The organism is Streptomyces sp. ADI95-16, from assembly GCF_003721495.1.
Classification (GTDB): domain Bacteria; phylum Actinomycetota; class Actinomycetes; order Streptomycetales; family Streptomycetaceae; genus Streptomyces; species Streptomyces goshikiensis.
In genome coordinates, this window is the sequence record NZ_CP033581.1 from 854,940 (window position 1) to 879,109 (window position 24,170).

Annotated in this window: 18 protein-coding genes; 6 read left to right on the top strand and 12 right to left on the bottom strand. The window is 73.7% G+C overall.

Going from position 1 to position 24,170, the window contains the following annotated elements:
• Positions 1-3 precede the first annotated feature (3 nt).
• Positions 4-255, bottom strand: coding sequence for a phosphopantetheine-binding protein (locus EES41_RS41280; protein WP_053065725.1), 252 nt, complete (start codon positions 253-255; stop codon positions 4-6).
• 127 nt (positions 256-382) lie between these two features.
• Between EES41_RS41280 and EES41_RS04085 the strand changes: the two genes are divergently transcribed.
• Together EES41_RS04085 and EES41_RS04090 are read left to right on the top strand one after the other, a co-directional pair.
• Positions 383-1,714 (top strand): alpha/beta fold hydrolase, encoded by a 1,332-nt coding sequence (locus EES41_RS04085; RefSeq protein ID WP_164495740.1) that lies wholly within the window; start codon positions 383-385, stop codon positions 1,712-1,714.
• Positions 1,715-1,718: 4 nt separating this feature from the next.
• Positions 1,719-2,468: a class I SAM-dependent methyltransferase gene (locus tag EES41_RS04090; RefSeq protein ID WP_123075727.1), complete on the top strand. Its 750-nt coding sequence runs from the start codon at positions 1,719-1,721 to the stop codon at positions 2,466-2,468.
• A gap of 59 nt (positions 2,469-2,527) precedes the next feature.
• On the opposite strand, the gene EES41_RS04095 is transcribed toward EES41_RS04090, so the two are convergent.
• On the bottom strand, positions 2,528-3,238 hold the full coding sequence (locus EES41_RS04095) for a PIG-L deacetylase family protein (RefSeq protein ID WP_073794140.1): 711 nt from the start codon (positions 3,236-3,238) through the stop codon (positions 2,528-2,530).
• Positions 3,239-3,404: 166 nt separating this feature from the next.
• Here EES41_RS04095 and EES41_RS04100 point away from each other — a divergent pair, with 166 nt between their 5' ends.
• Entirely contained in the window at positions 3,405-3,770 is a 366-nt protein-coding gene (locus EES41_RS04100; RefSeq protein WP_008744093.1) for a VOC family protein, read from the top strand.
• A gap of 82 nt (positions 3,771-3,852) precedes the next feature.
• Here the strand turns inward: EES41_RS04100 and EES41_RS04105 are convergent, their stop codons facing one another.
• The 8 genes from EES41_RS04105 to EES41_RS04140 form a co-directional block, all read right to left on the bottom strand.
• Positions 3,853-4,761: a DUF6039 family protein gene (locus EES41_RS04105; protein ID WP_123075729.1), complete on the bottom strand. Its 909-nt coding sequence runs from the start codon at positions 4,759-4,761 to the stop codon at positions 3,853-3,855.
• 184 nt (positions 4,762-4,945) lie between these two features.
• Positions 4,946-7,285 (bottom strand): ACP S-malonyltransferase, encoded by a 2,340-nt coding sequence (gene fabD / locus EES41_RS43765; RefSeq protein ID WP_123075731.1) that lies wholly within the window; start codon positions 7,283-7,285, stop codon positions 4,946-4,948.
• Positions 7,286-7,289: 4 nt separating this feature from the next.
• Entirely contained in the window at positions 7,290-8,138 is an 849-nt protein-coding gene (locus tag EES41_RS04115; RefSeq protein WP_250569620.1) for a DUF6039 family protein, read from the bottom strand.
• A gap of 99 nt (positions 8,139-8,237) precedes the next feature.
• On the bottom strand, positions 8,238-9,803 hold the full coding sequence (locus EES41_RS04120) for an MDR family MFS transporter (RefSeq protein ID WP_250569617.1): 1,566 nt from the start codon (positions 9,801-9,803) through the stop codon (positions 8,238-8,240).
• 279 nt (positions 9,804-10,082) lie between these two features.
• Positions 10,083-16,379 (bottom strand): SDR family NAD(P)-dependent oxidoreductase, encoded by a 6,297-nt coding sequence (locus EES41_RS04125; RefSeq protein WP_164495741.1) that lies wholly within the window; start codon positions 16,377-16,379, stop codon positions 10,083-10,085.
• Between the two features lie 71 nt (positions 16,380-16,450).
• Positions 16,451-17,323 carry an ACP S-malonyltransferase gene (locus tag EES41_RS04130; RefSeq protein ID WP_123075739.1) on the bottom strand — a complete coding sequence of 291 codons (873 nt, stop codon included), beginning with the start codon at positions 17,321-17,323 and terminating at the stop codon, positions 16,451-16,453.
• 4 nt (positions 17,324-17,327) lie between these two features.
• Complete coding sequence (locus EES41_RS04135) at positions 17,328-18,125, bottom strand: enoyl-CoA hydratase-related protein (RefSeq protein WP_123082247.1); 798 nt, start codon at positions 18,123-18,125, stop codon at positions 17,328-17,330.
• A complete protein-coding gene (locus EES41_RS04140) occupies positions 18,125-19,354 on the bottom strand; it encodes a hydroxymethylglutaryl-CoA synthase family protein (RefSeq protein WP_123075741.1) in 1,230 nt (409 codons plus the stop codon). The genes EES41_RS04135 and EES41_RS04140 overlap by 1 nt, the downstream gene beginning before the upstream one ends.
• A gap of 188 nt (positions 19,355-19,542) precedes the next feature.
• Between EES41_RS04140 and EES41_RS04145 the strand changes: the two genes are divergently transcribed.
• The 3 genes from EES41_RS04145 (at position 19,543) to EES41_RS04155 (ending at position 21,716) form a co-directional block, all read left to right on the top strand.
• Positions 19,543-20,316: a 4'-phosphopantetheinyl transferase superfamily protein gene (locus EES41_RS04145; RefSeq protein ID WP_164495742.1), complete on the top strand. Its 774-nt coding sequence runs from the start codon at positions 19,543-19,545 to the stop codon at positions 20,314-20,316.
• Positions 20,317-20,329: 13 nt separating this feature from the next.
• Positions 20,330-20,902: a YdeI family protein gene (locus EES41_RS04150; protein ID WP_037795280.1), complete on the top strand. Its 573-nt coding sequence runs from the start codon at positions 20,330-20,332 to the stop codon at positions 20,900-20,902.
• A gap of 154 nt (positions 20,903-21,056) precedes the next feature.
• Complete coding sequence (locus EES41_RS04155; RefSeq protein WP_158074262.1) at positions 21,057-21,716, top strand: Crp/Fnr family transcriptional regulator; 660 nt, start codon at positions 21,057-21,059, stop codon at positions 21,714-21,716.
• Between the two features lie 212 nt (positions 21,717-21,928).
• On the opposite strand, the gene EES41_RS04160 is transcribed toward EES41_RS04155, so the two are convergent.
• Complete coding sequence (locus tag EES41_RS04160; protein WP_123075748.1) at positions 21,929-22,813, bottom strand: geranyl diphosphate 2-C-methyltransferase; 885 nt, start codon at positions 22,811-22,813, stop codon at positions 21,929-21,931.
• 14 nt (positions 22,814-22,827) lie between these two features.
• Positions 22,828-24,099, bottom strand: a complete 1,272-nt coding sequence (locus tag EES41_RS04165) for a family 2 encapsulin nanocompartment cargo protein terpene cyclase (protein WP_123075750.1) — start codon at positions 24,097-24,099, stop codon at positions 22,828-22,830.
• Between the last annotated feature and the right edge of the window lie 71 nt (positions 24,100-24,170).

Below are 24,170 nucleotides of genomic sequence, written 5' to 3' on the forward strand. Positions count from 1 at the left end.
CGGTCAGCCGCTCGCCAGCCGGCCGAGGACGGCCCACAGCGAACCCGGGGTGCGGAAGGTGGCCGGGGCGATCGCTTCGTCGGGGAAGGTCACGCCACAGATGTCTTCCAGGGTGTCCATCAGGACGACCGTCGCGACCGAGTCCAGTCCGACGGTGGCGAGCGGCAGGTCCTGTGGGATCACCGCCTCCCGCTCCAGCGCGGGCAATTGGGCACGCAAGATCTTTTCCAGGATCTCGTATCGGATCGTTTCCACGGCGCCCTTCCCTCTTCGGTGACCCGCACAGAGAACCGGTGCCCGGCGGGCCGTGCCGCTCACTACTGAGCAGCACCCCGGCAACGGCCCGATCATGCTCGGACCGCGGCCGGAGAGCTGGAGGATCATGTCCGAGACCATCGAGTCGTTCCTGACCGCCGCGCACCGGACGTTCGTCGAGGTGACGCGGAGGGCCCCCGACTACTTCGACGGCCGCCCGTTGCGCGCGAGCGACCCGCCGGCCGGTTCGGCGCGGGCGGTCGCCGCCGCGTTGGGCGTGCGGCTGTCGGCCGTGGCCGCGCGGGAGTTCACGGCGGTGGACGACCTGCTGGACCGCCGCCGCCGCGCCGACGGGACCGGTGGGACCGGTGGGATCGACCGGGCCGACCGCGCCGACGGGACCGGCTGCTCCGGCGACTCCGGTCCGGCCGGGGACTGGGAGCGCTGGCGCCGCCGACAGGACCGGCGCGCGGCCTTCCGGGCCGCCCGGGCCGCGCACCTGGCCCGCGCCATGGACCACCGCGTGGCACGGCACTCCGGGCGCGCCGTGCGCTACCGGGCCGGCGGGCGGGGACCTCTGCTGGTGCTGCTCACCGCGCTGGGGCACACCGACGAGGTCTGGTACCCGCTGGCCGACCGGCTGTTGCCCGGCCGCCGGGTGGTGATGTGGGACGCGGGCGAAACCGGTCCGTACGGGCAGACCTGGACCCTGGCCGGTCAGCTGGCCGACTTCGACGCGGTCCTCGCCGCCGAGGGCGCGGACCGCTGCGACGTCATCGCGTGGTGCTCGGGAGCGCAGATCGCGGTGGAGTACGCGCACCGGCGTCCGGCGGCGGTACGGGCGGCCGTACTGCTGCACGGTTCGTACCCGAGGGCGGGGAGCGATCCGAGCTCCGCGTACGAGCGCAACCTGGGCGCCGTGTGCGCCTCGGTGGCGGCGCGCCCCGGGCGGGCCGCGAGGGCGCTGCGGGCGCTGGGCGGCGAGGCCGTCCCCGTACCGCTGCCGCGGGACGAACACCTGGCGGCCGTCGAGGTGTTGGCGCGGACGCCGCCGGGCCTGGACTCCGTACTGCGACGCCCGTTCCGGGACGCGCGGGCGCTGGCCGGATACAGCCGCCAGCTGACCGAGCTGTGGCGGCACCCGATCCCGGCCGCCGCGGCGGGCCTGCCGCCGCTGCTGTCCCTGGGCGCCGAGCTGGACCGGGTGGCCGCGCCCGAACCTCCGGCGGCGCTGGTCCCGTTGCTGACGGCGGGCCACGGCCTGCTCGTCGGCGCGACGCACTACAGCATGCTCGACCGCCCGGAGGTGGTGGCCGCCGTGTGCGGGGCGTTCCTCGACGACCCGCACAAGGGCCCACCGGCAGCGGGCGGCCCGCGCGAGGTCCGCTGGTCAACAGCGGCGGCCCCACTCACCCCATCAAACTCATCAAGCCCATCAGCCCCATCGACGAGGAAGTGACCTCATGACGGAGTCCGTCAAGTTCGACAAGATGGCCGCCAACTACGACGCGGCGCGCGGCGGCGAGGGGCGCGGCCACATGACCGCGGCCACCATCTCCACGCATCTCGCACCCGGCTCGGTGCTCGAAGTCGGCGTCGGCACGGCGGTGGTGGCGGCCGGCCTGGCCGCCCTGGGGCACACCGTGCGCGGGGTGGACGTCTCCCAGCCGATGCTGGACGTCGCCGCGACCCGCTTCGGCGGCGAGCTGCTGATCGGCGACGGGATGGCGCTCCCCTTCGAGGACGGCTCCCAGGACAACGTGGTGTACGTACACGCGCTGCACCTGATGCCCGACATGCCGGCGGCGCTGGCCGAGGCGGCGCGGGTGCTGCGGCCGGGCGGGCGCGTGGTGGTCCGGCACGGCGATCCCGTGGCCGAGGCGGACGACCTGGTGCTGATCCTGCGGCAGGTGCAGGCGATGCAGCCGGCCCGCCCGGACGAGCCGGAGGCGGTCCGGACGGCGGCCGAGAAGGCCGGCCTGCGGGTGCTGCGGCAGGCTCTGGAGCCGGAGTACGAGAGCGGGATGGACCCGGACACCTTCATCGCGCTGATCACCAACCGCCAGGTGCCGTTCCTCCAGAAGCTGGATCCCGCCCGGGCGGCGGAGGTCGTCGCGCCGATCCTGGAGCAGCTCCACGCGCTGCCGGAGCCCCAGCGGGTGCGCCGGCAGGCGTGGTCGTGCTGGCTGACCGCCGCCGAGAAGCCGGTCTGATGCCTCCCGTGCCCGCGGCGGCGTCGAGCGGTCCCGGTCGGCCGGAGGTCAGCGGCGGATCAGCGGGGGATCAGCTCGAAGGCCGCCGCGGGCACGCCGCCGAAGCGGGCGCCGACCGACTGCGCCTGCCCGCTCACCGCGGGCCGTACGGCCTCCGGGGGGTGGCCGAGTCCCTTCAGGTAGCTCGCGTGCGCCGCCAGCGACTCGACGGCCGCGTCCAGGCCGGTGGAGATGTCCACGGCGTGGGTGGGCTCGGGGGAGTTCGCCACGGCGACGTACTTCACCGACCACGGCTCCCCCGCCCCGGGCAGCAGCCACCGGTTCCCCGCGTCCACCAGCGCGTCCAGCGCGCACATGCCGAACTCCCGGTGGTCGGGGGCGTTCCACCGGCCGGTGCCGGTGCGCCGGTGGTGGTTGAAGACCACCACGAGCTCGGGGCGGTGGCGGCGGATCGCGGCCACCAGGTCGCCCCGCAGCGCCTCGCCCGCGCGCAGCGCCCCGTCGGGGTGGCCGAGGAACTCGACCTCGGTGACCCCGACCCGGGAGGCGGCCTCCCGCTGCTCGGCCTCCCGGACCCCGGCGGCCTGTTCGGGGGCCATGCCGTCGATCCCGGCCTCGCCCCGGGTGGCCAGCAGGTAGGAGACGGCACGCCCCTTTCGGGTCCACACGGCGACGGCGCCGGCGGAACCGAACTCGATGTCGTCCGGGTGGGCGGCAAGGACGAGGGCATTCTCCCAGTCCTCAGGCATACGTTCCAGGTTTTCGGTCATGATCCGACGGTAAGGCCGGGCAAAGGCGGTGCATGCTCAATAGTGTGCTGCCGCAAGGCCGTTGTCCGGCGAATCGTGGCGTCCCGCCCCCGCCGCGGATATGCAAGACTGCGAGCGGCTGCACCCTTACAGCCTTCCAGGAACACATGCGTGAAAGGTTCTTTCCATGGCAGCGATCGCTCAGCCCGGAGCCATTACGGTGAGTTGTCCCGACCCGGAATCCCTGGCGGAGTTCTACGCCCGGGCGACCGGGTGGCAGAAGATCTTCAGCAGTGACACGGCGGCCTATCTGGCCGGACAGAACGGCATGCGCCTCGGCTTCGTCAAGATCGACGGGTACGCGCCCCCGGCCTGGCCCGAGGCGGCCCACCGCCTCCACATCGACTTCAGCGTCGAGGACCTGGACAAGGCCGAGGCCGAACTGGTGGACCTGGGCGCCGTGAAGCCGGAGTACCAGCCGGGCGAGGGCAAGTGGACGGTCCTGCTGGACCCGGCCGGCTACCCGTTCTGCATCACCACGATGGCGGGCTGACCGGCAGCCGGCACGCCTGACGGCCGTGTCCCCCGCCCCGCGTTCGCGGGGCGGGGGACACGGCCGTCGCCGTTTCGCGGGCTCAGCCGAAGGTGCGCGGCACGAGGAGGCCGTCCCGCGTGCTGTCCTGCATGACGATCTTGTCCCAGGTGCCTCCGCCGCGCTCCGGCGAGATCCAGTCCTGGATGTACGAGGCGCGGGGCGCGGTCGGGTCGGGGCTGGCGTCCAGGGCCATCAGCTCCTGGTAGGCCTCGATGTCGGCCATGTGGATGAAGAAGTGGATGCGGTCCATCTGCCCGAACGCCTCCTCGAACATCAGGACCGAGGTGCGGCCCTTCGCGTTGAGGTTGTACGTCTCCGCCAGGGTCCGGGCGAGCACCCGGGCCTCTGCGCGGTAGGCGTAGTGCACCTGGGCCGTGCGGTGCATCAGCAGGCCGGCGGACGCGCTGGTGAGCAGCGACTCGACGGGCAGCGAGGTCTGCTCCGCGGCGGGCAGCAGCCGGAAGCGGCTCCGGCCGTCCACGGACTCGATCGGGTCGATCCGCTGCTGCATCATGGCCTCGGTGGCGGTGCCGAAGATGCCCCAGCGGTGCGGCAGCAGGACGGTCTCCCGCACGCTGCCCGCCTCGAACAGCTCCTCCCAGCCGTCGTCCTCCCCGGCGGCGCGCCCGAAGACGCCGCTCCCCCGGTCGGCGCCGCGCTGGGTGAGCGCGGTGTAGTCCTGGAGGGAGCGCAGGTGGATCAGCCAGTGCAGCCGCCCCCGGGTGCCGAAGCCGTCCTCGAAGCTGAGCGCGGTGGCCACGCCCTCGTACTCCTGGTTGAAGTCCTCGGCGAGGGCGCGGGTGGCCGCCCGGGCGCGGGGTCCGTGACCGGCCCGGATCTGGGCGGTACGCCACAGCACGGCCCCGGCCGTGGCCGTGTCGAGGGTCTTGTCCGGGGGCGTGCTCACCTGGTGCTGGGCGGTCGTCGCGGTGGGCCGGGCGGTGTCCATGGGTGTTCTTCCCTTCGTTCGGAGCGGGGCGGGGCGGGGTAGGGCTTGGCGGGGCCAGGCCAGGCCGGGACGAGCCGAGCCGGGCCGGGGCCGAGCCGGGCCGGGGCCGAGCCGGGCCGGGGCCGAGCCGGGCCGGGGCCGGGGCCGAGCCAGGCAAGGCAAGGCCGGGCCGGGCCGGCCGGGGTCAGCGGGCGGCGGCGAGCACCTCGGCGGCGCCCGTCATCAGCAGGTCCGCGATGGCGTCGACGTCGCGCCGCCGCCACGACTCCAGCGCGGTGCCCTCGACCAGGCGGTTGAAGGCGCCCATCGCGGGGCCGCAGTGGACCTGGAAGTTGGCGGAGTTCTCCTTGGCGCCGGCCAGCGCCGCCCGGGAGGACTCGGCGAAGTACCACTTGAAGACGAGGGCCATCCGCCGCTTGGGGTCCCGCTCGGCGTCGTGGACGATCTCCGGGCGGCCGGTGTCCCGGTAGTGCCGCGCGGTCCGGTCCCACACCTCGGCCAGCGGTCTGCCGAAGCAGCCGCGTTCCAGGGTGGCAAGGGTCCGGGCGTCGATGTCCTCCAGGCGGGCGTGCCTGCGGTAGAGCTCGTACAGCTGATTGGCGCGGGCGGGGAACAGGGTGCCCCTGCGCACCACCTGGACCCGCGACCCGAGCTCGAACAGGTCGCCGGCGGGCGCGTAGGTGACGTCCTGCACGTCGAGCCCGGCGAGCAGGTCCTTGACCGCGTCCGAGGTGCCGGCCTGCGGGCTGCACTGGTTGACGCTGCCGGTGAGGACGAAGTCCGCGCCGAGCAGGAAGCAGGCGGCCGCCGCCTCCGGGGTGCCGATGCCCCCCGCCGCGCCGACCCGTACCGGTTCCCCGTCCGCGGCCGCGGCGGCGCGGTCGCGCAGCCGTACGAAGGTGGGGAGCAGCGCGAGCGCGACCCCTCCGTCGGTGTGGCCGCCGGAGTCTGACTCCACGCAGAGGTCGGAGGCGACCGGCAGCGCGGCCGCGGCCGCCGCCTCCTCGGCGGTCAGCGCGCCCTCGGCGCGCAGCCGGTCGAGGAGTTCGGGCGGCGGCGGGGCCAGGAACTGCCGCGCGACCTCCGGCCGGGACACCTTGGCGAGCACCTGGTTCACGGCGACCGGCCGCCCGCCGGGGTCGCGGTGGGCGCCCTTGGCCCGGTACAGCACCAGTGGCGCGGTGACGCGGGTGAAGGCGGCGGCTTCCACGTACCGCACCCCGTACCGGAGGAAGAGGTCGACGGTGGCCCGCTCCCCCGCGCCGTCGGTCATGTCGTGCAGGAGGTTCATTCCGTACGGGGCGCCGGGCGGCAGCCGGCGTCCGATGTCGTCCAGCGCGGCCCGGATCCCGGAGAGGGGCAGTCCTCCGGTGCCGAAGAAGCCGAACAGCCCGGCCCCGGCCATCCGTACCACCAGGTCGGTGGAGGCGATGCCCTGGAACATCGATCCGGCGGCGTAGGCGTACCGGCTGCGGTAGACCTCACGGAACCGCGCCGACCCCAGCCCGGAGCCGGCCGGCTCCGCCGGGGCCGTGGAAGCGGCCGGGACGGCCGACGCCACCGGGGCCGTGGGAGCGGCCGGGACGGCGGGGGCCGGGGTCGCCCGGCCGGGGACGGCGAGGGCCGGGACGGCGGGGGCGGAGGCCGGCGTCGCCCGGCCGGGGGCGGCCGGGGGGCGGCGGGTGGCGGCCGCTTCCCGCCAGAAGCCGGTGAGCGTGCGGCCGCGGCCGATCTCCGTCACCTCGTCCACCCCGGAGTCCAGCAGGTGCTCCATGGTCTCGGTCCACCGCACCCGGGAGCGGATCTGGCGGCCCAGCAGCGCGGCCACCGGCTCGCCCGGCGGGTACGGCCGGGCCGTCACGTTGGAGATCACCGGCAGCCGGGGCGGCGCCAGTGGGGTTCCGGCCAGCACGGCCGCGAACGCCCGCGCCGCCGGGGCCATCTCGCGGGAGTGGAAGGCGGCGCTGACCGGCAGCGGCACGCAGCGGATCGCCGGGTCGCCCGCCGTCAGCAGCGCGGTGACGGCCGACACGCCGGCGGCCGTCCCGGAGATCACCACCTGGGTCGCCGAGTTGTCGTTGGCGACCTCCACGTCCGTACGGCCGGACGCCGCGAGGGTCCGCTCCACCCCGGTGAGACCGGCGCCGAGGACGGCGGCCATCGCGCCGCCGTCGGCCTCGCCCATGAGCCTGCCGCGCTCCGCGACGAGCCGCAGCCCGCCCGCGAAGTCCAGGACGCCTGCCACCATCAGCGCGTTGAACTCGCCGAGGCTGTGACCGGCGACCACGTCGGGCTCCCCCTGTTCCTCGCGTCCCGCCAGGTACGTGAGGGCGTGGACGGTGAACAGGGCGGGCTGGGCGTACCGGGTCAGCCGGAGCCGGTCGCCGCCGTGCAGGCACAGCTCCCGGATGGAGAGGCCGAGGATGTCGTCGGCCAGGGCACAGTGCTCGGGGAAGGCGTCGAGGACCTCGGCGCCCATGCCCTGGCGCTGGCTGCCCTGCCCGGCGAAGAGCAACGCGCGCACGGCGTCAGAGCTGGCGCGGGACGAGGAGGGTGTCGGTGACTCCCCCGGGCACGAACGCCTGGGCGCCGGTGCCGCCGCCCTTCTCCGGGGAGATCATCTGCCGCTCCAGCAGCTTGCGGAACTCCGGGTCGCGGTGCGGCAGGTTGCGCAGCTCCTCCCACGCCTCGTACGAGGCCAGGTGGATCAGCATGTGCAGCCGGTCCATCGCGCCGAAGGTCTCCTCGTACAGGTACGCGGTGACCTTGCCCCGCAGGTGCTCGTTGACGTAGTTCTGCCAGGCGAAGGCGTAGTACCGCGCCTCCTTGCGGGTGGGGTACCGGGCGTAGGCGACGCGGTGCACCATCAGCGGGGCGTTGGCGGAGTTGAGCTGCTCCTCCTGCGGCACGGCGGTCTGCCGCCAGGCCTCCGGCACCCACGCCTCGTGCTCCTCGTCGTGGCTGTAGTCGAGGCCGTGCTGCGGGACCAGGATGTGTTCGGTGATGGAGCCCTGCTCGACGGCGCTGCCCCAGCTGCCGAAGCCGCCGTCGTCGGAGACCACGCCGTCCTCCAGGAGGACCTTGGTGGTCTCGTCGTGGTCGACCATCTCCAGGCTGGCGGCGTAGTCGAGCGGGCTCTTCATGTTGATGAACCAGTGGTGCTTGGCCTGGTCGCCGAACGCCTTCTGGAAGAAGAAGAACGTCATGCCGTTGAGGTCGGCCTTGTTCATGTGCTTGAGGACTTCGCCGACGAAATTCAGGCCCTCTTGTTCGTGCCCCGGCTTGAAATGGGCATAACGCGAGATGATGAATCCCGCATTACCCGAGTGCAGCAATTGGCTCTCTGGCCTGTCGACCTGGTGGCTCGCCGGCCTCATAATCTCGTTCACCGCGATCTCCGATCCTCTTCGGCTTTTGCTGTGCCGACCATAGGAGGAGCGGGGATCGCGGCGACGCGCAGAATTGCGCAGACACGGTCACTGCTCTTTTTCGGAAACCGTTTCCGGCTCGGGGGCATTCTCCGCGGGGGCGTCGGCGGCGATCTGGGTCTCCGGCATGAGGAGGCTCAGGACGACCGCCAGGACGGCGAAGGGCACGACGGTCAGGAACACGGTCGCGAGGGCGTCGCCGTACGCCCCGACGACCAGCTCGCGCTGCTGCGGGGCCAGGGTCCGGATGGTGTCGACGCTGCCCGCCGACTTCTCGTCCACGCCGAGCGCCGCGCCGCCCCGTTCGGCGAGCAGCGAGGCGAACCGGCTGTTGAGGATGGCACCGAGGAGTGCCACGCCGACGGCCGAGCCGAGGCGCTGGAAGAAGCTGACGGCCGCGGTGGCCGCGCCGATGTCCTCCTGGGCCACGACGCCCTGGACCGCGGTGATGATGGGCTGGAGCGTGAAGCCCGCGCCCACCCCGAGGACCATGCCCAGCAGGATCATCAGCCAGCTCGGGGTGTCGGCGTCGATGAAGCCCAGCGGGAGCAGCGTCGCCACCAGGAGGACGGCGCCGAGCACCGGGAAGATCCGGAAGCGCCCGGTGGCGCTCATCCGGTTGCCGGCGTAGACGGAGGCGAAGCCGACACCGATCATGGTCGGGACGACGGCGGTACCGGCGACGAAGGGCGACATGCCCTTGACCGCCTGGAAGTACACGGGCAGGAAGACCACGCCGGTGAACAGCGCCAGGCCCGCCACCAGGCTGTAGACGGAGCCGAGGGAGAACAGCCGCAGCCGGAACAGCGTCATCGGCACCACGGGTTCGGCGGCCCGCCGCTCGACGAGGACCAGGGTGACGCCGAGTACGAGGGAGAGGGCGAGCAGGCCCAGCGAGAGCGGGTCGGTCCAGCCGCGGGCGCCACCGGCCCAGCTCAAGTACAGCAACAGCGGGGTGGTGGCGGCGATCACGAGGGTCGCGCCCAGGTAGTCCACCGTGTGCGGGCGGCGTTCCCCGGCCACCCGCAGGGCGGAGACGGTGACGAACAGCGAGAGCAGTCCGAGCGGTACGTTGATCAGGAAGATCCAGCGCCAGCCGATGGCGTCCACCAGACCACCGCCGACGAGCGGCCCGGCCAGGGTGGCGATGCCGAAGACGCCGGCCACCATGCCCTGGTAGCGGCCCCGTTCACGGAGCGGGACGACATCGGCGATCACCGACAGCGCGAGGGCGTAGAGCGCGCCCGCGCCGAGGCCCTGGACCGCGCGGGCGGCGATCAGCTGGCCGATCTCCTGGGCGACCCCGCACAGGACGGAGCCGGCGATGAACACGCTGGTCGCCACGATGAACACGATGCGGCGGCCGAACTGGTCGGAGACCTTGCCCCAGACCGGGGTGCTGGCCATCGAGGTCAGCAGGTAGGCCGTGATCACCCAGGCCAGGTTCTCCAGGCCGCCGACGTCGCTGACGATGCTGGGCAGGGCGGTGCTGACCACCGTCTGGTCCAGCGCGGAAAGTAAGAGGCCGGTCATCACGCCGGCCACGGCGCGATTGATCTGTTTCTTGCTCAGCCCGGTTTCGGCCGAGGCCTGCGCATCCGACGACGTTGCCATGGGCAGTCAGGGTCCGGTCCGCGCGGGGCCGTCCCCCGTCCCCCTTTCCAGTCCGCGCGTGCGGTGTTCCCGCATACGGCATTTCGATGATCTTCTTGGCCTGGTCTCGTCGCGGGTCCGACCCAACGACCTTTCACCGCAAGCGACTTCAGGACGCCCGCACAGGCGCGGGACAATACCCGGCCGGTCGGTCCCCTGTCATGCCTTCGGCCGCCGCTCGTGTCCGTCGGCCGAGGGATGTCCCAAAACCGCCGTCCACGGGCGGCGCGCCGGTGGCGCTCACGTGAAGGCGAGGCGCAGCGGCGACCGCTGCGCGGCAGCGAGCGGCGTGGACGCCTCGGCCGCCACCGGCACCGGCTGCGGCACCGGCTGCGGCTCGGGCTGCTCCGGCTGCTCCGGCTGCCGGGGCGCGGGCCGCTCCAGCCACAGCCGGCGCCGCTCGAAGGCGATGGGCGGCCGGCTCCTGCGGCGCGGGCCGGCGGCCGCGAGCCGCTCCGCCGGCGCCTGCGCCACCACGACGTGGGCGTTGGTGCCGCCGAAGCCGAACGAGCTGACTCCGGCCACCCGGGGCAGTCCCGGCAGCGGCCATTCCCGTACCTCGGTGGCCAGCGCGAACGGGGAATCCTCCAGCTTCAGCCGGGGGTTGGGCTCCTCGCAGTGCAGCGTCGGCGGCACGATGCCGTGCTGCACCGCCAGCAGCGCCTTGAGCAGACCGACCGCACCGGCGGCGTGCAGCAGGTGGCCCACGTTGGTCTTGACCGAGCCGAACAGGCACTGCCCGGCCCGGGCGTCGCGGTCCTCGTCGAAGACGGTGCGCAGGGCGCGGAACTCCAGCGGATCGCCGATCGCCGTGCCGGTGCCGTGCGCCTCGATCATGCCGACCTCGGCGGGGGCCCGCCCGGCGGCGTGCAGCGCCCGCCGGACGGCGGCGGCCTGGGCGGCCGGATTCGGTGTGGTCAGGCCCATCGTCCGGCCGTCGTTGGTGACCGCGGAGCCCTCGATGACCCCGTGCACCGGGTCGCCGTCGCGCAGGGCGGCGTACAGCGGCTTCAGCAGCAGGACGACGCTGCCCTCGCCGGGGACGAACCCGTTGGCGCGCCGGTCGAACGCGGAGCACCGGCCGGTGGGCGACAGGGCTCCCGCGGCCGAGAACTCCAGGTACGGCTCCTCGTCCAGCAGGATGCTGGCGCCCCCGGCGACGGCCGCCTCGATCTCGCCGCTGCGCAGGCTCTGGCAGGCCAGGTGGATCGCCACCAGGGACGAGGAGCAGGCGCTGTCCACGACCAGGTGGGGGCCGCGCAGATCGAAGTGCTGGCCGACGTGGGAGGCGACGAAGTTGGGGTCGGACTCGGGGACTTCGGCGCGCATCGGGCCGCGCGCGGCGTATCCGGTGCCGCGCGCGCCGGCGAACACGCCGACGTCCCGGCCGGCGAGTTCGGGCCCTTCGAGACCGGCGTCGCGCAGGCAGTCGGCGGTGGTCTCCAGGAACAGCCGGATCGTCGGGTCGAGGTAGCGGGCCTGGGTCTCGGTCAGGCCGAAGTGGCCGTCGTCGAACTCCTCGATCCCCTCGACGAAGCCGCCCCACTTTCCGACGGTGCGGCCGGCGCCCGCAGTGGGCCGGTAGAACCGGGAGGCGTCCCAGCGCTCGGGCGGAACCTCCCCGATGGCCAGGTGCCCGGCGCGCAGGTTGCGCCAGAAGGTCCCGACATCGGGCGCCCCGGGCAGCCGGCAGGCCATCCCGATCACCGCGATGGCATCCCGTTCGGGCGCGGGCGCGGCGGGCCCCGTCGCGTCGGGCGCTGACCCCGTCGCGGCGAACGCGGTCTCGCCGGGCGCGGGCGGCACGGGCGCGGACAGAGCGGACGCGGGCGACACGGGCGGCGCGGAGGCAGGCGGCGCGGACTCGGACAGCGCGGGCGGTACGGACACGGGCGGCAGCAGCGCGGGCCCGCCGGGCGCGGACGCGGACGGCGCGGCGGGTGCGGCGCCGGTCGGCTCCGGCTCGCGGACCTCCTGCGGCGGCCAGGGCCCGTTGGTGTCCGCGGCGGCGGCCGGGGGCGGCGGCTGCGGCACGGACTCCGGGGCCGGGTCCGGGTCCTCCGGCGGCAGGATCTCCTGCAGCCGGACCGCCAGCGTCCGCAGCGTGCTGTACTCCAGCAGCAGCGCCGGGTCCAGGGCCTGTCCGACCCGCTGTTCGATCGCGTCGAGGAGCTCGCCGAGCATCACCGATTCCACCCCCAGTTCGGCGAATTCGGCGAGCGGGTCGAACTCGGCGGCCGGAATGCCGACCACCCCCGCGAAGATGCCGGTCAGCCACGCGGGCACGGTACGGCGCGGAGCGGGAGCGGCGGCCGGCGCCGCCGGTACGGGCGCCTCCGCCACCGGCCCGGCCGGCCCGGCGGGGGTCGCCAGCCGGAGCAGTTCGCCCGGGTCCGTGTCGCGCAGGGTCCGCAGGGCCACCACCGGGCCGCCGGTGCCGGAGGCGATGACCCGGTCGAGGGCCCGCAGCGCCTCCTCGTCCCCGGCCGAGTCCAGCCCGAAGCGGGCTCCCGGGTTCTCGGCCCCCCGCCGCGCCCCGCTGTCGCGCCACATCGGCCAGGCGACCGAGTGCACCCAGGGCGTGACCTGCGCCAGTTGCTCGGTGAAGTCGTCGACGAAGCTGTTGGCCGCCGCGTACTCCAGCACCCCGGCGGCCACCGGCGGCACCACCGCGGCCAGGGAGGAGAAGGCCACCAGGAAGTCGGGGCGGTCGGGCAGGCACAGCTGGTAGAGCACCTCCAGCGCGTCGGCCTTGGGTTCCAGGACGCGCCGGACGTCGGCCGTGTCCCGCCCGGCGAACGACCCCACGGCCGGGGTCACCGCCGCGCAGTGCACGGCCCCGCGCACCGGCCCGCTGTCCTCCCGTACGCCCTGGAGGAACTCTTCGAGCCCGGCCCGGTCGAGCAGGGACCCCCGGTGTACGTGGACCCGCGCCCCGGCGCCCTCCAGCGCGCGCACCGATGCGACGGCGGCCCGGGCCTCGGCGCTCAGGTCCGGGGCGTCCCAGCGCTCGGCCGGGGGCAGGGAGCGGGCGCCGAGCAGGGCGAGGTGCCGGGCCCCCCTCTCGACGAGGTGGCGGGCGACGCGGGAGCCGATGCCGCGGGTGGCGCCGGTGAGCAGGTACGCCCCGAAGTGGTCCAGCCGCAGGGCCGGGGGCGGCGGGCCGGTGAGCGGGGTCAGGGCCGGCAGGTAGCGCCGCCCGGCGCGGTGCACGGCCTCCCCGTACGCGTTGCCGGGGAGCGCGGACAGCAGCTCGGCGACCTCCGTGCGGGGGTCGCCGACCCGGTCGTCGAGGTCGAGGGTGACGCCGGTGAGGTGGCCGGTCTCGGCGCCGAGGAAGCGGACGAACCCCGCCATCCGCGCGCCCGCGTCGTGGCCGGGCGCGCCCTGGACGGCGCGTCGGCCGCGGGTGGCGTGCAGGACGTGCAGCGGGGCCCGGCCGCCCGCCCGGCGGGCGGCGCCGGTCGCGGTGAGCCGCTGGAGCAGCGCGAGCCGCACCGGCCAGGGTCCGGCGGTGCCGGGGGCCCGGCCGAGGTCGGTGAGGTCGAAGACGCCCGCCAGATCGGGGTGGGCGGCGAGGGCCCGGTCGGCGAGTTCGGCGCCGGAGCCGCCGGTGAGGACCCCGTGTGCCTCTCCGTCGCCGGAGTCCTCCCGTATCAGGTGGACGCGGTCGGCGCCGAGTTCGGCGACGAGGGCGCGGGCCAGGTCCCGGCCGGCGGCCCCGTACAGGCACAGCAGGCTGCCGGCGGGCCGGCCCGGGGCAACGGTCACGGGGCCGGCCTCGTGCCAGGTCCTGCGGTACAGCGGCAGCTCGCCGGGGGCCCCCGAGGGCGGCGCGGGCACCGGCGCGGCCGGGCCGGGGGCGGCCGCCGGCTCGGGCAGCCAGCAGCGGGTACGGGCGAACGGGTAGGCGGGCAGCGGCAGGACCCGCGGCGGGCGTCCGGTGGACGGCGCGGTCGCGACCGGCCGGCCGGTGACCCACTGGCGGGCGAGCTCGGCCGGGTCCCCGGTGAGCGGGGGCGCGTCCGGCTCCCGGCCGGAGGGCGCGCGGCCGTGGAGCAGGGCCGTCGGGTCGCCGTCCAGGTGACGGCGCAGCAGGCCGGCCAGCTCGTCGGTGCCCGAGACCACCGCCGCCGCGCGTTCGCGCAGGTGGTGGCGGCCCTCGGCGAGGGTGAAGGCGAGGTCGTCGAGGTCGGTGTGCGGGTGCTCGCTCAGGTGGTCGAGCAGGCGGGTGACGACCTCGCGCAGCCGGTCCTTGTCGTAGGCCGACAGCAGGACGGGCACGGGCGCGGGAGCGGCCGGGGTGGCGGGCCGCGGGGCGTCCGGGGCCAGGTGGGCGGGCGGCTCTTCGAGGACGACGTGGGCCAGTGTGCCGCCGGCGCCGAAGGAGCTGACGCCGGCCCGGCGCGGTGCCCCGTCGGGCGGTGTCCACTGCCCCGTCGACCGCTGGACCCGCAGGGGCGAGGAGGCCCAGTCGATGTCCGGGTTGAGTTCGTCGGCGTGCAGGGAGGGCACGAGGGTGCGGTGCGCGAACTGGAGCACCACCTTGGCGATCCCGGCGAGGCCCGCGGAGGCCTCGGCGTGGCCGATGTTGGACTTGACCGAGCCGATCGGCAGGGTGGCGCGGCCGGTCCGGTCCGGGCCGAAGATCCGGTGCAGGCCGTCGGCCTCGATGGGGTCGCCGAGCGCGGTGCCCGCGCCGTGCGCCTCCAGGTAGCCGATGTCGCCCGGGGCGAGGCCGGCGTCGGCCAGGGCCTGGCCGACCACCTCCGCCTGCGCGGTGGGGCTCGGTACGATCCAGCCGTTCGTCCGCCCGGCGTTGAGCACGGCGGTGCCGGACACCACGGCGTGCACCCGGTCCCCGGCGGCCTCGGCGGCGGACAGCGGTTTGAGGATCAGGGCGCAGACCGCCTCGGCGGGCACCATGCCGTCCCCGCCCTTGCCGAAGCTGCGGCAGAGGTGGTCGCTGGACGCGCCGCCGAGCCGCTCGATCTGGCGGAACTTGTTCGGGTGGAGCGAGAGGTTGGTCGCGGCGACGACCGCGGCCTCGCACTCGCCGGCGCGCAGGGCGCGGGCGGCCAGGTGCAGCGCCACCAGGGACGCGGAGCACATGGTGTCCACGGTCATGCTGGGGCCGCGCAGGTCGAAGGCGTACGAGACCCGGTTGGCGATGCCGGCCACGGTGGAGCCGCTGTCGGCGGGCGCGCCGAGGCGGCTCTGCTCGACCCCGAAGTACGGGTACTCGTTGTACATGGAGCCGACGTAGACGCCGACGCGCGAGGCGTGGGCCGCGCGCAGCCGGCGGGCCGGGTAGCCCGCGTCGTCCAGGGCCTCCCAGACGGTCTCCAGACAGAGGCGCTCCTGCGGGTCCATCAGCTCGGCGTGCCGGGGGCTGATCCCGAACAGCAGGGGGTCGAAGCGGTCGACGTCGGCGAGGTAGCCGCCGTGCATCAGGGAGGCGGGCCAGCCGGGCCGCAGCCGGTCGGCGGGCACCGGTCCGACGGTGGTCGCGCCGGTACGCAGCACCTCCCAGAACTCCGCCAACGACGCCGCCCCGGGAAAGCGCCCGGCGATCCCGACAACGGCCAGCGGCTCCCCGCCCCCACCGCGGGGCCGTACGGAACGGGGCGCGGGGGCCGCCTGAGCCGCCTGGGCCGTCGGCGCGGTTGAGGGGGCGGTGTGGCGGGTGGCCAGTACCGCGGCGACGGCGGCGAGGGTGCCGTGCTGGAAGAACAGGGTCCGGCTGCGTTCGCCCAGGTCCCGCTCCAGACGCGTGTTCAGCCGGGTGATCAGGAAGGAGCTGAGCCCGAGTTCCTCCAGCGCGGCGTGCGGCAGCACCTCCGCGAGCTCCACTCCCGCCGTCTCGGCGAACACCCGGCACAGGTAGTCCACCGCCCAGGCGTCGGTGGCGGCCGCCGGGGCGGCGGCCGGAGCCGGGCCCGGAGCGGGATCCGGGGCGCCGGGCACCGGGACGACGGCCAGGGCCGGAGCGGCCGGGGCCAGAGCCGGGGTCGCGGCCGCGGCCGCGGCCGGAGCCGGAGCCGGAGCCAAGGCCGGAGCCGCGGCGGCGGACGCCGGAGCCGGAGCCGGGGCGGCGGCCGGGGGCGCGGTGTCTTCGAAGGGGTACGGCGGCAGCACGACGCGGCGCGCCGGTGTCGGCCACAGCCGGCGCCAGGCGACGTCCTGGCCCGCCAGCCACGCGGCCAGTGCCTCCTGGGGGTCACCCGGCACCGTGGGGGCGCCGCCGTGCGCGGCGGGGACGTGCACCACCGAGGTCCGGACCGCCGCCGACGGCCGCGCGTGCGCCACGTCGTCGAGCGCGGCGCGCAACTCCGCGGAGGTGCGGCACAGTACGGCGAGGCGGTGGCCGAGCGGCACCCGTCCCGTCTGGCTGGTGAAGGCGATGTCGGCGAGCTCGGGAGCCCGCGGGCCCTCCCCCGCGTCGACGAGGAAGTCGTGGTACAGGCGGGCGAGGCGTACCAGCCTCTCGTCGTCGGCTGCCGAGAGGAGGACCATCTGTACCTGCTCGCTGTGCACCACGCTCACCCCTGTCGTCCGGCGTCGTTGTTACGGGACGGACGCTAGCGGCGCACGGGCGTACGGCCCGCTCACTCCTGAGCGTCGCGGCGGGCCCGCCCGGGGTCGTCCTCGACCGCGCAGGCGTCCCACAGCCGGGGCAACAGGCTGCCGGGGCCCGCCTGGTGGAGGGTGGTGACCCCGGCCGTCCTCAGGTAGCGCATGCTGGCGGACCAGTGGACCGGCCGGTAGAGGTGCTGGGCCAGCAGCTCGGCCATCCGTTCGGGGACGTGCGGCCGGGCGGTCACGTTGGAGATCACCGGGATGCGGGGGGCCGCGAAGGAGACGCCGGCGAGCACCTCGGCGAAGCCGGCGGCCGCCTCGGCCATGTAGCGGGAGTGGCCGGGGTTGGGGGCGTCGATCAGGGTCGCCTTGGCGGCGCCGCCGGCGCGGATGACCGCGGCGAGCGCGCGCAGCGATCCGGTCGGCCCGGCCAGCACCGTCTGGTCGGGGGCGTTGAGGTTGGCGAGGTCGAGGTCGGCGAACCCCTCGGCGGCCATCACCGCGGTCAGTTCGGCGGCGCCGATGCCGGTGACGGCCAGCATGCCGCCGGGCACCGGGCACCGGGAGATCAGCCGGGCCCGGGTGAGCGCCAGCCGCAGTCCGGTGGCGAAGTCGACGCATCCGGCGTGGCACAGCGCGGTCAGTTCGCCCATGCTGTGGCCGACGAGGTAGTCGGGGTCCGGCCGGTCGAGCGCGGCGAGCCGGGTCAGGACGAAGAGGGTCGGCTGGACCCGGGTCAAGTGCCGCTCGGAGCTGCCGGGTTCGGCGGTGAGTACGGGGCGCAGCGGGTGGCCGAGGATCTCCTCGGCCTGCGCGGCGGGTCCGGGGTGCCGGTCGAGCAGGCCGGCGCCGCTGTGACCGCGCAGCGCCCCCTGCCCGGGGAAGGCGAGCGCGGTCAGCACGGGTCTACCCCTCCCACGGCATGCGCTGGTGGTGGACGAAGTTGTCGATCCGGGTGCGGACGACCGGTGAGGCGAGCAGCCGGGCGAAGACCTCGCCGGCGTGGGCGCGCGCGGTGTCGGGGATCGGCGCCAGGCCCGCGCAGTACGCCTTCGCCTCGGCGACGGTCGGCCGGTCGAGTTTGGTGACGCGGCCGAGGAGGCGGCGCAGTTGCTGCCCGTGCGGGCCCTCCACCTCGTCCACCAGCCCGGACAGGCGTGCGTCGGCGGCGGAGACGGATGCGGTGGACAGGGTCATCGCGTAGGCCCGCTGGAAGCCGACCCGGCGTACCAGGAACGGCAGGATGTTGCAGGGCAGCAGTCCCCACAGGGCCTCGGGCAGGCTGAAGCTGCTGCGCTCGGTGGCGATGACGAGGTCGCAGGCGGCGGCCAGGCCGACGCCGCCGCCGACGGCCCGGCCGTCGACGGCCGCCACCACGGTCACGGGGACCTCGGTGAGCCGGCGCAGCAGGTCGAAGAACTCGCCCCCGGCGTCGGCGTCGTCGTCGGCCGAGAGCTCGGCGAGGTCCATGCCGGTGCACAGGCTGCCGCCGCTGCCTTCGAGGACCACGGCCCGGGTCCGCGGATCGGCGGCGGCGCGTTCCAGGGCGTCGCGCAGCAGTGCCACGTCCTCGGCGGTGAGGCTGTTCTGGCGGTGCGGCCGGTTGATCACGAGGCGGGTGACCGGCCCGTCCTGGTCGGCGAGGACGGCGGGGCCCGCGGCGCCCGCGGGGCCCGCGTCGGGGCCGACGGTGGGGGCGCTCATCAGCTCCACCTGTACGTGCGGTGGTAGCCCTCGATGCGGTCCAGCACCAGCAGCCCGCGGCCGGTGAACTCCTTGCCGAGGTCGCCGTACTCGTCGAGGTCGAAGACGGCCTCGCGGACGCCGAACTGCGCGCGGTCGCCGTCCTTGGCGACGCTGTCGTACTCGGCGACGGTGAGGGGTCTGCGGGCGGCGAGGGCTTCCTCGACGCCGAGCGCGGCGAGGTCTTCGACGGCCCGCGGGTGGATGACGCCGCTGAAGAACTCCGAGGCGCAGCCGGATCCGTAGGAGAACAGGCCGACGCGCCGGGGCTCGGGGAAGCTGCCGTGGCGGATCAGCGAGCAGAGCGCCAGGTAGAGCGAGGCTGAGAAGATGTTGCCGACTTCCGCGCCGTACTCCTGGGAGGGGCGCACCCGTTGTTCGTAGTCGGAGTCCACCTCGTGCTGGCCGGCTTGCCGTTGCTGGCGCAGCAGCCGCCGGTGGGCGCCGCGCACCATGCCCACGAACGGGGTGTGGAAGGCCAGGTAGGCGAAGCTGTCGACGATGTCGGCGCCGTCGACCCGGTCCCGGTACGCCGTGAAGGCCCGTTGCAGGCATTCGAGGTAGGCCAGCATGGACACGTCCTGGTTGACGACGTCGATGCCGGGGCCGGGGCGGAAGGTGTCCATCACCTCGAAGGTGTGGAAGCCGTGGGCGCCGAGGTCGATCTCCAGCGTGGTGGCCTCGCGGCCGACCAGCATGGCGACGGCGCCGGCGCCCTCGGCGCCCTCCCACTGCTCGCCGAGCGCCGGGACTCCGGCGGAGTCGGCGGCGATCACCAGGGCGAGGGCGTCGTCGTAGGGGCTGGCGTGCACCATGCCGACCGCGGTGTGCAGTGCGGCGGTGCCGCCGTAGCAGGCCTGTTTGACCTCGAAGGAGCGGCAGCGCGGGCTGAGTTCGAGGTAGTGGTGGACGTACGTGCTGAGGGACTTGCCGAGGTCGACGCCCGACTCGGTGGCGACCACGACCGCCTCGATGCGGTCCCGTTCGGCCGGGCTGAGCCGGCGGACCAACGGCAGGGCGGCGTTCACCGCGTTGGTCACCGCGTCCTCGAACGGCATGTTGACCGATTTTCGGCTCATCATGAGGTTGCCGAAGCGGCTCATGTCGTGGCCCCGTGTCTCGTACAGGGTCCTGATGTCGACGCAGATCCGTCCCACGTAGGGATGGAGGGCTCTGATTCCGACGCCCATGCGGCTCTCCCGTCTGCCGGAATGCCCCGGCGTCCGTCCGGACGGCGCCGAGCATGCCCCGGATCGCCGCATGATGACTGCGCACAATTGCGCAGTCCCGATTCGCCTCTGAGATCACACTTAAGAGTGAACGGATGTCTGGAAGAGATCCCTCGGTTCCGGCGCGTCCGCTAGGAGGTTCAGACGCGATGCCAGGTCCCGCAACGGTGGCGCACGTGTGGTGCCGGGCGCTCGCAGACGGCGCGGCCGCTCCCGGCTCCGTGCCGGCGGCCGATGACGTCGAGTGGGCGCTGTCGCATGCCGAGCGGGTGCGGCGCGAGCGGCTGCGGCGGGCGCAGGACCGCGTCCTGTACACGGCCGCCTGGGGTCTGGTGCGGCACGCCCTCAGCGAGGTCGAGCCCCGGGTGGCGCCGGACGAGTGGCACTTCCTGCGGGCCGGGCTCGGCCGTCCGGAGGTGCAACACCCCTCCTGGGCGCGCTCGTTGCGGTTCAACCTCTCGCACACGGAGGGGGTGGTGGCGTGCGTGGTGACCCGCGGCGCGCGGTGCGGTGTCGACGTGGAGCGCATGGGCCGGCCGCTGGCCCTGCACCGGCTCACCCGGTCCGTGCTGTCGGCGGGGGAACAGCGCGAGTTCGACCTCGCTCCGCCGGGCCGGCGGCAGGAACTGTTCTACCGGTACTGGACGTTGAAGGAGGCGTACCTCAAGGCGATCGGTACGGGTATGCGCTTCCCCATGACCGCCTGCGAGTTCGAGGTCGGAACGCGGAGTCCGTCCCTGCGCTCGCTCGCCGCGGGCCCCGGGCACCTCCAGTACGCCTTCCGCCAGTGGCCGGTGCGCGGCAGCGGGTTCCTGGCCCTCGCGGTACAGGCCGGCGGGGTGCATGCTCGGGCTCCGGACGTGACCGTCCGCGTGCACGCGACGGGAATCGGTGATGACCGTTCTTGCCCCGCCTTGTTCTGATTGGATCCGACCCATGAGCGAACCGAGCATCTTTTTCGAGAGCCCGTCACAGTGGGAAGAGTGGCTGGATGAGCACCACGAGACCGAGCCCGGCATGTGGGTCAGGATCGCCAAGAAGGCCAGTGGCCTGCGGAGCATCACGTACGCGGAGGCGCTCGACGTCGCGATCTGCTTCGGCTGGATCGACAGTCAGCGCGACAAGGTCGACGACCTCTACTGGCAGCAGCGGTTCACCCCGCGCACCAAGAAGAGTCCGTGGTCCCAGGTGAACCGGGAGCGGGTGGAGCGGCTGGAGGCGGAGGGGGCGATCCGGCCCGCGGGCCGGCGGGAGATCGAGGCGGCCAAGGCCGACGGGCGCTGGGACGCCGCGTACGCCTCGCAGAGCAAGATGACCGTGCCGGACGACCTGGAGACGGCGCTGCGGGAGAATGATGCCGCAGCGGACTTCTTCGCAACCCTGGACAGCAAGAACCGGTATGCGATTCTATATCGCATCCAGAGCGCGAAGAAGGCCGAGACACGGGCCCAGCGCATCGAGAAATTCGTCACGATGCTGGCGAACAACGAGAAGATTTATCCGCGATGACACATGTGGCCGAGGTCCGGTCCGGCACCATCCAGAGCGACCGGACCCCGGCCACCATCGTGCGGTGCAGCACCTAAACAACGAGGCGGGGGTTTTCCGGGTGCATCAGGTAAAGCACGGTAATTCTGCTCTCTATCTTCGCATGCTGCAAAACATGGACAACAACAAAATCTCGTTGACACCCATCAATCTGGGGCGGGGCTACAACCTCTACACCTGCGGGGAGAGCATCGACGACCTGTACTTGATCGTCCAAGGCGGCATCAAACTGACCACCAGTGCGCACAGCGGGAAGGAGTGCATCCTGGACATCTGTCGACGCGGCGACGTGCTGGGCGCACTCTCGCTCATCCCCTCCGTGCACGAGGAGTCCGCGACCGCCATGCTGGACAGCCACGTGCTGCGCTTCAACCGCCGCGAGTTCGTCCGCATCCTGCGCAACGACCCGGACCTGTTCGAGATCTGGAGCCAGCACCTGGCCCAGCGGATCCGCGAACGGGAAAGCACCATAAAGCACCTGGTCACCATGAAGTGCGAATACCGGCTCGCCGCGATCCTGCTCGACCTGTCGCAGCGGTTCGCCGGCCACGGCCCGCAGTGGCAGCACATCGACGCCCGGATCACCCACGACGAATTCGCCGCCATGGTGGGAACCACCCGGTCGCGGATAGGGTTCTTCCTGAAGAATTTCAGCTGCCGGGGACTGGTCAAGAGGTTACCTGACGGCACGCTGCTCATTAATTCCGTCACCACGTCGGAATTCCTCGCCACGGACCCGAACGAGGAAGAGGCCGTCCTCCAGCCCATGGCGTGACGCGAAAGGCAGCAAAGGCGGTACCGGGTGACTCCGTTACCGCCTGACCCACACAACCCGGCGGGCAGCCCCAGACGATGACGCACCTCGTCTTCGGCGGCGCCCGGCGTCGGCGCGCCGCGCCGGAACGCGAGGGCCGGGCCCGTGGGGTACGGGCCCGGCGTCGATGGTCGGGGTTCCGGAGATCCGGGGATCCGGTGGGTCAGACGCGGTCAGACCCGGTCGGCCGCGATCAGGACGTACTGGAACGAGCCGTCCTTGTACGAGTTGATGAACGCCTCTTCGATGCCGGTGACCAGGGAGGACGTGGCCCGCAGCTCCCAGTAGGGCAGGGTCGCGGGGGTCAGGTCGATGACGGCCTGCGGAACGAGGCGGTTGTCGGCCATGGCCCGCATGTACTCGCGGCGGGAGTGGATGTTGCATTCGAAGTGCGCGTTGATCTGCGAGACCCACTTCGACGGCTGGCCGTAACGGGGGTTCCAGCAGCCGGTGATGGTCACGTAGCGGCCGCCGACCGCCAGGACGCGGGAGTGTTCGGCGAACAGGTCGTGCAGGTCGACGTACATGCTCGACTCGTTGTTCCACGAGGCCGCGGCCCGGCCGGTCTCGAACGGCGTGCCCAGCATGTTGCAGACGCGGGCCCGGACGGAGTCCTCGATGCCGAGTTCACGGGCGCGGCCGTTGGCGAACTCGGCCTGCTTGGCCGACAGGGTGACGCCCTCGACCTTGCATCCGAAGCGCTGGTGGGCCATCACCATCGAGCCGCCGCGGCCGCAGCCGGCGTCCACGAGGGTGTCGCCCCGGCCGATCTCGCCGAGGTGGTCCAGCAGGATGTCGGTCTGCGCGGACTCCAGGCGGTGGAGCTCGGCGATCAGCTTCTTCTCGTATCCGCTGTCCGCGGGGTCCCCGAGGGACGCGTGGTCGACGTCACCGATGCCGTAGTGGTGGTGGTAGAGGCCGTCGACATCGCCGAGGCGCAGGTTCACCGGCCGGGCCTCGTGGTCCCAGTAACGGGCGATGTCGCCCTGGTAGGGCGTCGCCGGGGAGGGGATGAACGCGGTGGTGGCGGGGGCGATGGTGAGCTCGGTGTTGGTCACGGATAAGTCCGTCCTTACCAGAAGTCGGGCAGGCTGTAGCGGTAGGTATTGGTCTGGTGCCAGTAGTGGTTGCCGTCGACCCAGGCGGCCACGCCCCGCAGGAAGCGCGGCACGCTCGGCACGGGGCAGGCCGCGGCCAGCTCGGCGGCCTCGGCCTCGAAGGCGTGCATCAGGTCGTTGTGGACCTCGACCGCCTTCAGGTACGCGTCGCGGACGTCGCACCCCTCCTGTTCGGCCACCACGACGGGCAGGTTCAAGTGCCGCCCTGGACTGGCGAGTTCCTTGGTGTAGGAGTAGAGGTCGTTGACGATGGTGGTCGCGTTCCCGGCGAGCGCGATGACCCGTTGCACGGCGGGCTGGGCGTGCAGGTCCGCCGGCAGTTCGTAGCCGCCGACGGTGTCGGTGATGGTGGGGCAGGGGCGGAAGTTGTTGAACTGGCGCATCGCCAGGTACTCCCACACCTGCGGGACGTAGTCCGTCTCGGCCCAGGCGGCCTCGGCGAGGTAGCCGAGGTGCAGCCGGGCCATGTCGTGCCGGTACCGGTCGGCCTGGGAGGCGGTGGCCTCCCGGGTGAAGTACTCCATGGCCGATCGGTAGGCGCGCCGCGGGGCGTCCGAGTGGAGCGACTCCTCCCAGTCCGGCGCGTACTCCTTCGTCGTGTGGAGGGCGTCGAGCGCGGTGTGCGCCAGCAGGAGGCGCCCGCCGAGGCCGACGGGCGAGCCTCCGTGGTCCTCGCAGTAGCAGTCGTCGACCACGTTCTCGGCGACCATCAGCCGCGTGGCGATCATCAGGTGGTCGACGGTGGGGGCGTCCGGATGGCAGGCGACCATGTAGCGGCCCACGGAGAACCCGTCGAACTGGTCCTCCCACTCCGGGGGGTACAGCTCGACCTCGTCGACCGCCCATTCCTTGATCCGGCGGCTGACCTCCTCGACCCGTACGGGGTCGGGCTCGGGCACCGGGTGGTGGTAGAGGCCCGGGACCGGACGGCCCGACGCCGCCTCGGCCGGCTCCGCCGCGGGGGCGGGCGGCTCTTCGCGCCGGGACAGGAACAGCCCTGCCGTGCCCAGCCCGCTGGGGCCGCGCAGGATCCGCTCCATGGCGGGGTTCGGGGTCCTGACGGGCGCGGCGGGCGCGGCGGGGGCCGGGGGCGCGGCGGGCAGGACGGGCGGGGCGGGCGGACCGCCGCCGAAGGCTTCGACCCCGCGGCCGTGGCCGTGGGTCCCGAAGCGGGCCGCGGCGGCGGGGAGGCTCGACTGCAGGGGGGAAGGCCCGGGATCGGGCATCCGTGGCTCCTTGGTGGGTGGTGGGGCCGTCCCGGATCCCTGATCCCGGGCAGGACGGTCCGGGCCGGGCC

Bases quoted from the DNA above. Each gene is read 5' to 3' on its own strand.
- EES41_RS04155 (WP_158074262.1), top strand. From the start codon at position 21,057: ATGGACAACAACAAAATCTCGTTGACACCCATCAATCTGGGGCGGGGC.
- EES41_RS04115 (WP_250569620.1), bottom strand. From the start codon at position 8,138: ATGAGGCCGGCGAGCCACCAGGTCGACAGGCCAGAGAGCCAATTGCTG.
- EES41_RS04165 (WP_123075750.1), bottom strand. From the start codon at position 24,099: ATGCCCGATCCCGGGCCTTCCCCCCTGCAGTCGAGCCTCCCCGCCGCC.
- EES41_RS04090 (WP_123075727.1), top strand. From the start codon at position 1,719: ATGACGGAGTCCGTCAAGTTCGACAAGATGGCCGCCAACTACGACGCG.
- EES41_RS04105 (WP_123075729.1), bottom strand. From the start codon at position 4,761: ATGGACACCGCCCGGCCCACCGCGACGACCGCCCAGCACCAGGTGAGC.
- EES41_RS04135 (WP_123082247.1), bottom strand. From the start codon at position 18,125: ATGAGCGCCCCCACCGTCGGCCCCGACGCGGGCCCCGCGGGCGCCGCG.
- EES41_RS04100 (WP_008744093.1), top strand. From the start codon at position 3,405: ATGGCAGCGATCGCTCAGCCCGGAGCCATTACGGTGAGTTGTCCCGAC.
- EES41_RS04085 (WP_164495740.1), top strand. From the start codon at position 383: ATGTCCGAGACCATCGAGTCGTTCCTGACCGCCGCGCACCGGACGTTC.
- EES41_RS04140 (WP_123075741.1), bottom strand. From the start codon at position 19,354: ATGGGCGTCGGAATCAGAGCCCTCCATCCCTACGTGGGACGGATCTGC.
- EES41_RS04095 (WP_073794140.1), bottom strand. From the start codon at position 3,238: ATGACCGAAAACCTGGAACGTATGCCTGAGGACTGGGAGAATGCCCTC.
- EES41_RS04120 (WP_250569617.1), bottom strand. From the start codon at position 9,803: ATGGCAACGTCGTCGGATGCGCAGGCCTCGGCCGAAACCGGGCTGAGC.
- EES41_RS04145 (WP_164495742.1), top strand. From the start codon at position 19,543: ATGCCAGGTCCCGCAACGGTGGCGCACGTGTGGTGCCGGGCGCTCGCA.
- EES41_RS04150 (WP_037795280.1), top strand. From the start codon at position 20,330: ATGAGCGAACCGAGCATCTTTTTCGAGAGCCCGTCACAGTGGGAAGAG.